We start from the raw sequence: 1131 nt of genomic DNA, 5'->3' as shown, positions 1-1131 counted from the left end.
GCGCCAGTAATTCGTTGCCTATCTAATAGAATGGAGGTATGGCACGAATTGGGCGTCCGAAGGCGGATCTGATCCTCACGGATGATGAGCGCGGGCAGCTTGTCCGTTGGGCGCGGCGGCGCAAGTCGTCGCAGGCGCTGGCGTTGCGTTCGCGGATCGTCTTGGAGTGTGCGACCGGGGATGCCAACACGGTGGTGGCCGAGCGGCTCGGGGTCAGTCGGCCCACTGTGGGTAAGTGGCGGTCGCGGTTCTTGGAGCATCGACTGGACGGACTCGTGGATGATCCTCGGCCGGGTCGGCCTGCGACGGTGACGGCTGAGCAGGTTGAGGAGGTGGTCGTGGCGACGTTGGAGTCGACGCCGGCGAACGCGACGCATTGGTCACGGGCGAAGATGGCCGAGCGCAGTGGGTTGTCCGCGTCGACGATCGGGCGGATTTGGAAGGCGTTCGGTCTCAAGCCGCACCGCACGGACGGGTTCAAGCTGTCCAACGATCCGTTGTTCGTGGAGAAGGTCTACGACATCGTCGGGCTCTACCTGGACCCGCCGGAGTCCGCGGTCGTGCTCAGCGTGGACGAGAAGAGCCAGGTTCAGGCACTGTCTCGGTCACAGCCGGCGTTTCCGATGATGCCGGGGATGCCGGAGAAACGCACCCACGACTATTTCCGGCACGGCACGACGAGCCTGTTCGCGGCGATGAACGTCGAGGACGGCACCGTGATCGCGTCCACGCATAGGCGGCACCGGGCCACGGAGTTCAAGAAGTTCCTGGCCAAGATCGACCAGAACGTTCCCGACCACCTCGACGTGCACGTGATCTGCGACAACTACGGCACCCATAAGCACCCCACCGTGAACACCTGGTTGGCGAAACACCCTCGGTTCCACATGCACTTCACGCCGACGTACTCGTCCTGGATCAACCAGGTCGAAAGGCTCTTCGCCGAAGTCACCCGGGATCTGCTCCAACGTTCCGACCACCGCAGCGTCCAAGCGCTCGAGAAGGACCTCCGCGAATGGATCAAGGCGTGGAACGAGAACCCAAAACCGTTCATCTGGACCAAGACCGCCGACCAGATCCTCGAATCCCTCGGACGACTATTGCAACGAACTAACGGCGGAGGACACTAGG

General features: G+C 62.8%; 1 protein-coding gene. It reads left to right on the top strand.

All coding sequences use genetic code 11. The annotated features are described in order from the left end of the window. Positions 1-38: 38 nt before the first annotated feature. Positions 39-1130 (top strand): IS630 family transposase, encoded by a 1092-nt coding sequence (locus KD1_RS15985; protein ID WP_068403591.1) that lies wholly within the window; start codon positions 39-41, stop codon positions 1128-1130. Position 1131: the final 1 nt, after the last annotated feature.

It is taken from the genome of Kribbia dieselivorans NBRC 106261 (assembly GCF_001552435.1).
Taxonomy (GTDB): domain Bacteria; phylum Actinomycetota; class Actinomycetes; order Actinomycetales; family Dermatophilaceae; genus Kribbia; species Kribbia dieselivorans.
The sequence above is the reverse complement of the archived record's forward strand: the minus strand, read 5'-3'. Positions and strand labels throughout refer to the sequence as shown.

What these genes read in the sequence shown, in the direction of transcription:
- KD1_RS15985 (WP_068403591.1), top strand. Translation starts at nt 39, where the DNA reads ATGGCACGAATTGGGCGTCCGAAGGCGGATCTGATCCTCACGGATGAT.